The sequence below is a fragment of the uncultured Roseovarius sp. genome (assembly GCF_963972555.1).
Taxonomy (GTDB): domain Bacteria; phylum Pseudomonadota; class Alphaproteobacteria; order Rhodobacterales; family Rhodobacteraceae; genus Roseovarius; species Roseovarius mucosus.
On sequence record NZ_CAXAUM010000014.1, the window covers coordinates 79916 to 86993 of the forward strand.

Sequence of the window (7078 nt, forward strand, 5' to 3'; positions counted from 1 at the left end):
GGCGGGCCCCCGGACCCTCAGCCAGAATTGTCCAGCCAAGGAGCCATCCCCATGACACCCACAGGCAAAGTCCATCTGATCGGCGCAGGGCCGGGGGCGGTGGACCTGATGACGCTGCGCGCGCTGCAAATGCTGCAAGAGGCGGAAGCGGTGGTCTATGACCGGCTGGTCAGCCCTGAAATCCTGGCCTTGGCGCCTGCATCGGCACGGCTTGTGCCGGTGGGCAAGGCACCGGGATGCCATACGGTGCCACAGGGGCGCATCAACGAAATTCTCGCGGACCTTGCCCTTGAAGGGCGGATCGTGGCGCGGCTCAAGGGGGGCGATCCGCTGATCTTTGGCCGCGGCTCGGAGGAGGCGGCGTATTTGCAGGCGCGCGGCATTGCGGTGGACTATGCGCCGGGCATCACCGCCGCTCAGGGTATGGCCGCCGCGACCGGCGTGCCGCTCACGCATCGGGGTCTGGCCACGGGCGTGCGCTATGTCACCGGGCACCGGGCGCAGGGGGCGAAACTCGATCTCGACTGGGCGAGCCTTGCCGATGAAGAGACCACGCTGGTGGTCTATATGGGGGCGGCCAATATCGCGGAAATCGCGTTGAAGCTGATGCGCGCGGGGCTGCCCGGTGCGCTGCCGGTTCTGGCGGTGGCGCATGTCACCACGCCGCGCGAGCTGCGGCATCTGTCGCGGCTTGATCGGATCGGGCTGGAGATGGCGGAACGGCCCTTGCCCGCGCCGGTGCTCTTTGTGATCGGGCATGTGGTCTCGCTCTATCAGGGTGCGGCGGTGCCGCTGGAATTGCCGCTGGAATTGCCGGAGGTGATGGCCGGTGAATAGGCTTGCCCTCTTGCTGGCGCTGCTGGGCGCACCGGCATGGGCCGAGCCGGACGCGCAGGCCCTCGCGCGGCTGGTGCATCAGGATTGCGGCTCGTGCCATGGGCTGAGCCTGAAAGGCGGGTTGGGGCCGGATATTCGCGCCGTATCGCTGGGGCATCACGACCGGGAGAGCCTGCAAGCCGTCATTCTGGACGGGATCCCCGGCACGCCGATGCCACCCTGGCGGCCCTTGCTGAGCGCGGCGGAGGCGGCGTGGATTGCCGATTACCTGTTGAAAGGAGAGGACGAATGAGCCGGATCGCGCGGTTTCTTGGGGGCGCTGCCCCCGTCGCCCTGCGGGCGACCCCCCCGAGGTATTTCGGGCCAGATGAACGGCCGGTGCGGCGTGGGTTGGGGGGGCTGGCATTTTTGCTGGCCTCGGTACTGGCCAGCGGAGTGGCGGCGCAGGCCACGGGCGATCTGGGGTTGGTGGTGGAGCGCGCCAGCGGAGCGCTCTTGGTGGTGGATCAATCCGAGCGCGCGGCACTGGGCCGGATCGAGGGCCTGGGCGATCTGAGCCATGCGAGCCTGGTCTATTCCCCTGACGAGCGGTTTGCCTATGTCTTTGGCCGCGATGGCGGATTGACCAAGGTCGATATTCTGGAGCGGCGCATCGTGGCGCGGGTCATGCAGGCCGGGAATTCCATCGGCGGGGCGATTTCGGACGATGGCCGCTATGTGGCGGTGTCGAATTATGAGCCGGGCGGCGTGCGGGTATTCGATGCAGACACGCTGGCACCGGTCGCGGATATTCCCACCGGCGGCAAGACCATCGGTTTGGTGGATATTCCCGGCACGCGCTTTGTCTTTTCGCTGTGGGATCAGGGCGAGACATGGATTGCCGACCTGTCGGGCAAGGCACCGCAGATCACCAAGATCACGGGCATGGGGGAAAACCCCTATGATGCGCTCGTCACTGGCGATGGGCGGACGTATATTGCGGGGCTGTTCGGCGCGGATCATCTGACCGCGCTGGACCTCTGGCAAGATCCGCCGCAGCCCAAGCCCATCCTGCCCGGTTATGCCGAGGGACGCGCGGGGCTGCCGGTCTACAAGATGCCGCATCTGGAGGGCTGGGCGCTGGCGGGGACGGATTTTGCCCTGCCTGCCATGGGGCAGCATGAGGTGCTGTGGGTCGATGCGCGCAGTCTGGAGGAAAGCGGGCGCACGGCGGTCTATGGCCAGCCGGTCTTTGCCATGGCGCGCCCCGATGGGCGGCAGGTCTGGGTAAATTTCGCGCATCCGTTGAATGACACGATTCAGGTGATCGATACGCTGAGCAAGCAGGTGATCCATGAATTCAAGCCCGGACCCGGCGTGCTGCACATGGAGTTTACGCCGCGCGGTCACGAGGTCTGGCTGTCGGTGCGCGATGCGGGGCGGGTCATGGTCTATGACACCGAGACCTTTGAGAAGCTGCGCGAGATCGAAGCCGACAGCCCGTCGGGTATTTTCTTTACCGCGCGGGCGCACAAGACGGGGTTGTGAGCGATGGAGCATTTTGCCGATCCGATTGACCGGGCGCTCTTGAACGACTGGCAGCGCGATTTCCCGGTGGCCACGCGCCCCTATGGGGTGTTGGCGCAGAGCCTTGGCACCACGGAAGCGGATGTGATCGCGCGGCTGCGCGCAAAGCGCGCGGCGGGGCAGATCACGCGGGTGGGGGCCACGGTCACGCCCAACACGCTGTCGGCGAGCACGCTCGCGGCCGTGGCAGCACCGGAGGCGCGGATTGACGAGGTGGCGTCCATCATCGGCGCGGAGCCGGGGGTGAACCACTCCTACTTGCGCGAAAACCGCTGGAATCTGTGGTTCGTGGCCACGGGGCCGGACCGGGCGCATATCGACCGGGCGCTGGCGCGGATTGGCGCGCGCAGCCGGTTGCGGGTGCTGGATCTGCCCTTGGTGCGCCCTTTCAACCTTGATTTGGGGTTTTGTCTGCGCGGGGCGCGTGCACGGGTGCCGCAGGTGGCGGCCCCTGATCTGGCAGTTTTGCGCCCCGGCGACCGGGCGTTGGTGCAGGCGCTGACCGAGGGTCTGGCGTTCGAGGCGCAGCCTTATGAGAGGCTGGCAGCCCGGTTGGGGCAAAGCGAGGCCGAGGTGATGGCGCGTATCCGTGCGCTGAGTGCGGCGCGGATCATCGCGCGGTTTGGTGTCATCGTGCGGCACCGGGCGTTGGGCTGGCGGGCCAATGCGATGGTGGTCTGGGATCTGCCCTCTGAGGCAATCACCGAGGCCGGGCCGCAATTGGCGGCGAGCCCCGGTGTCACGCTCTGCTATGAGCGGCGGCCGGTTGAGGGGGTCTGGCCCTATCGGCTCTATTCCATGATCCATGCCCAGAGCCGGGCGCAAGCGTTGGCGGATCTGGAGTGCGCCGCCGCCCTGCCCGCGCTGCGTGATGTGCCGCATCTGGCGCTGTTTTCCAGCCGGTGTTTCAAGCAGACCGGGGCGATGGTGGCGGATGAAAGGAGCCTTGCATGACGCTCGATGCGATGGACCGGCGGATATTGAACCGGCTGCAAGAGGGGTTTCCCATCGTACCGCACCCCTTTGAGGCGGTGGGTGCGGAGCTGGGCGTGAGCGGTTGCGATCTCATTGCGCGGCTGGAGCGGATGCAGGCGGAGGGCGTGATCACGCGCTTTGGTCCGTTTTACGATGCCGAGGCGATGGGCGGGGCGTTTTGCCTCTGTGCCATGGCGGTGCCCGAGGCGGAATTCGAAGCGGTCGTGACAAAAGTCAATGCGCGCCCCGAGGTGGCGCATAATTATCAACGCACACACCGGCTGAACATGTGGTTCGTTCTGGCCACGGAAACCGAGGGAGAGATTGCCGGGGTGGCATCGGAGCTTGAGCGGGAAACGGGGCTGCGCGTGCATCGTTTCCCCAAGCTCAGGGAGTTTTTCATCGGATTCAGGGTAGCCGCATGACGATTGACGCCACAGACCGCCGGATCATCGCCGCCACGCAAGGGGGGCTGCCCTTGGTGCCTGCGCCCTATGCTGCCGTCGCGGCAGGGTTGGGAATGAACGAGGACGTGCTCTGCGCGCGGCTGCGCGAGATGCAGACGCAGGGTGTCATCCGGCGCATTGCCGTGGCCCCCAATCATTATGCCTTGGGCATGGTGGCCAATGGCATGTCGGTCTGGGATGTCGAGGACGGGCAGATTGCCGAGTTGGGGGTGTTGGTCGGCGCGCTCGACTATGTGAGCCATTGTTATGAGCGCCCGCGCGCCCTGCCCGCGTGGCGCTATAATCTCTTTGCCATGATCCATGGCGCAAGCCGGGAGGCCGTCGAAGACAAGCGGCAGGCGATTGCCGCGCTCTTGGGTCCGGCGTGCCGGGCGCATGACATTCTCTATTCCACACGGATTCTCAAGAAAACCGGGCTGCGACTGCGGCCCAAGGAGGGCTGAGATGTTTCGTCTCACCGAATATATGCATCAACTGGTCAATCCCGCCCCGCTGCGCCGCAGGGGGGCCGGGCCGGTCAAGCCGGTGGTGATCTGGAACTTGACCCGGCGCTGCAATCTGAAATGTCGGCATTGCTACACGGTGTCGGCGGATGTGGATTTTCCGGGCGAGTTGAGCCACGATCAGGCGATGGCGACACTGGCCGATCTGGGGGATTTCGGCATTCCGGCGCTGATCCTGTCGGGGGGAGAGCCGCTGGACCGGCGCGATCTGTTCGAGATTGCCGCAGAGGCGCGCAAGCGGGTGCGGATGCTGGCGCTGAGCACGAACGGCACCAAGATCCATGGCGAGACCGCCGACCGCGTGGCCGAGATCGGATTTGATTACGTGGGCATCTCGATTGACGGGGTTGGGTCGACGAATGACTGGTTTCGCGGGGTCGAGGGGGCCTTTGCCAATGCGTTGCGCGGGGTGCGGGCCTGCAAGGCGCGGGGCATCAAGGTGGGGCTGCGGTTCACGCTGACGCGCGATAACGCGCCGCAACTGACGGATTTGTTGCGACTTTGCGATGATGAGGGGGTGGACAAGTTTTACCTCTCGCATCTGGTCTATGCGGGGCGCGGCGACAAGAACCGGGGCGAGGATGCGATGCATCGCCACACACGGCAGGCGCTGGATGCGTTGATCGACCGGGCCTGGGTGGCGGCGGCGGAGGATGCACCGCTGGATATTGTCACCGGCAACAATGATGCCGACGCGGTTTACCTGCTGCATTGGGCGGCGCGGCATTTCGAGGCGGAGCGGGTGGCGCATCTGCGCGCACATCTGGAGGCCTGGGGCGGCAATTCGTCGGGCTTGGGCGTGGCCAATATCGACACGCTGGGGCGGGTGCATCCCGATACCTATTGGTCGGATTACACGGTAGGCAATGTGAAAACCGCCAAGTTTTCCGAGATATGGACCGGAAGCGATCCGATGCTGGCGCAGTTGCGGCAACGCCCGCGCCCTCTGAAAGGGCGGTGTGGGGACTGTGCGTTTCGCGCAGTGTGCGGCGGCAACACCCGTATTCGGGCGCTGCAATTGACCGGCGACCCCTGGGCCGAGGACCCGGCCTGTTACCTGAGTGACCGCGAGATCGGCGTGGACAGCGCCGAGGCGCGGCTGACCGTGACCCCATTCCGAGGCAAGAGACATGATCCGGTTCACCGTTTTATCTAGCATTCTCATGATGAGCGCAGGTGTGGCGATGGCCGATCCGGCGCAGATTTACCGCGACGCCTGCGCCGACTGTCACGGGGCGGCGCGGCTGGGTGGTCAGGGGCCTGCGCTCATCCCCGAGAGTTTGGGGCGGATGCGCGGGCCTAACCTGATGGAGGTGATCGCCAAGGGGCGGGCGGCGACGCAGATGCCCGGTTTCGGCGATGCGCTGAGCGAGGAGGATCTGGCGGCGCTGGCCGACTGGTTGCACACACCTTTGGCGGAGGCGCCGGTTTGGGAGGCCGAGGACATCGAGGCAACGCGGTGGTTCGATCCGGGCTATCACGCCGCCGAGGCGCCGGTGTTTCCCGCCGATCCGCTCAATATCACGCTGGTCGTGGAAACCGGCGACCATCATGTGAGCGTTCTGGATGGCGATAGCTTTGCCGTGCTGGACCGGTTCGAGACGCCCTTTGCCTTGCATGGCGGGCCAAAGTTCAGCCCCGAGGGGCGCTATGTGTTCATCATGTCGCGCGATGGCTGGGTGCAGAAATACGATATCTGGTCGCTCAAACAGGTGGGGCGGGTGCGCGCAGGCCTCAACAGCCGCAACATCGCGATGAGCGCCGATGGCAAATGGCTGGCGGTGGCGAATTACCTGCCGATGACGCTGACGCTGTTGTCGACCGAGGATCTGAGCGTGGCGCGCGTGATGCCGGTGATCGGCGCGGATGGCACCCCAAGCCGCGTTTCGGCGGTCTATCAGGTGCCGCAGCGCGACAGTTTCGTGCTGGCGCTCAAGGATGTGCCCGAAATCTGGGAGGTGGCGACCGACCCGGAGGCAGAGCCGGTCTATGAGGGATTTGTCCATAGCCGCGAGAAGGGCATGGTCGAGGCGCTGCCCTCGTCCCAAGGCCTGTTCGCGCGCCGCCGGATCGAGGTGCGCGAGCCGCTGGATGACTTCTTTTTCTCGGATGATTACCGGCATCTGATCGGAGCCACGCGCGATTCCGAACGCGGCGTGGTGGTCAACCTCAACGTGGGCCGCGAGATTGCCGAATTGCCGCTGCCCGGTATGCCACATCTGGGATCGGGCATTTCATGGGAACGCAATGGCCATCGGGTGATGGCGACACCGCATCTGAAAGAGGGCGTGTTGTCGATCATCGATACGAATGACTGGAGCGTGATCAAGACCATCGCCACCGAGGGGCCTGGTTTTTTCCTGCGCAGCCACGAGAATTCGCCCTATTTCTGGGCGGATGTGTTCTTTGGTCCGAACAAGGATGTCATGCATGTGATCGACAAGCAAAGCCTTGAAATCGTGCGCACATTGCAACCAGAGCCGGGGGCCACGGTGGCGCATGTGGAATTCACCCGCGACGGGCGCTATGCCTTGGTGTCCATCTGGGAGGACGACGGCGCGGTGATCGTCTACGATGCGGCCACGCTGGAGGAAGTGACCCGGCTGCCGATGCGCAAGCCCTCGGGGAAATACAATGTCTTTAACAAGATTACATTCTCGGAAGGAACCAGCCATTAACAGGCTGCTGAAAAAGTCGGCCCTCGACGCGGTTATGAGAACATGATTCACT

The 7078-nt window shown here is 64.9% G+C and carries 8 protein-coding genes; all 8 read left to right on the forward strand.

Going from position 1 to position 7078, the window contains the following annotated elements; all coding sequences use genetic code 11:
• The first annotated feature begins 51 nt into the window (after positions 1 to 51).
• Genes cobA through AACZ65_RS13730 form a run of 8 tightly spaced genes read left to right on the forward strand, consistent with a single transcriptional unit; the run spans position 52 to position 7026 of the window.
• Positions 52 to 837: a uroporphyrinogen-III C-methyltransferase gene (cobA, locus tag AACZ65_RS13695; RefSeq protein WP_339671741.1), complete on the forward strand. Its 786-nt coding sequence runs from the start codon at positions 52 to 54 to the stop codon at positions 835 to 837.
• Positions 830 to 1129: a cytochrome c gene (locus AACZ65_RS13700; RefSeq protein WP_037274441.1), complete on the forward strand. Its 300-nt coding sequence runs from the start codon at positions 830 to 832 to the stop codon at positions 1127 to 1129. The genes cobA and AACZ65_RS13700 overlap by 8 nt, the downstream gene beginning before the upstream one ends.
• Positions 1126 to 2364: a cytochrome D1 domain-containing protein gene (locus tag AACZ65_RS13705; protein ID WP_339671744.1), complete on the forward strand. Its 1239-nt coding sequence runs from the start codon at positions 1126 to 1128 to the stop codon at positions 2362 to 2364. The genes AACZ65_RS13700 and AACZ65_RS13705 overlap by 4 nt, the downstream gene beginning before the upstream one ends.
• A gap of 3 nt (positions 2365 to 2367) precedes the next feature.
• Positions 2368 to 3357, forward strand: a complete 990-nt coding sequence (locus tag AACZ65_RS13710; protein ID WP_339671746.1) for an Lrp/AsnC family transcriptional regulator — start codon at positions 2368 to 2370, stop codon at positions 3355 to 3357.
• Positions 3354 to 3803, forward strand: a complete 450-nt coding sequence (locus tag AACZ65_RS13715; RefSeq protein ID WP_339671748.1) for an AsnC family transcriptional regulator — start codon at positions 3354 to 3356, stop codon at positions 3801 to 3803. The genes AACZ65_RS13710 and AACZ65_RS13715 overlap by 4 nt, the downstream gene beginning before the upstream one ends.
• On the forward strand, positions 3800 to 4288 hold the full coding sequence (locus AACZ65_RS13720) for an Lrp/AsnC family transcriptional regulator (protein WP_339671750.1): 489 nt from the start codon (positions 3800 to 3802) through the stop codon (positions 4286 to 4288). The genes AACZ65_RS13715 and AACZ65_RS13720 overlap by 4 nt, the downstream gene beginning before the upstream one ends.
• Position 4289: 1 nt before the next feature.
• Positions 4290 to 5504, forward strand: coding sequence for a heme d1 biosynthesis radical SAM protein NirJ (gene nirJ, locus AACZ65_RS13725; RefSeq protein WP_339671752.1), 1215 nt, complete (start codon positions 4290 to 4292; stop codon positions 5502 to 5504).
• Positions 5479 to 7026 carry a cytochrome D1 domain-containing protein gene (locus AACZ65_RS13730; protein WP_339671754.1) on the forward strand — a complete coding sequence of 516 codons (1548 nt, stop codon included), beginning with the start codon at positions 5479 to 5481 and terminating at the stop codon, positions 7024 to 7026. Before nirJ ends, AACZ65_RS13730 begins: the two co-directional genes overlap by 26 nt.
• Positions 7027 to 7078 lie beyond the last annotated feature (52 nt).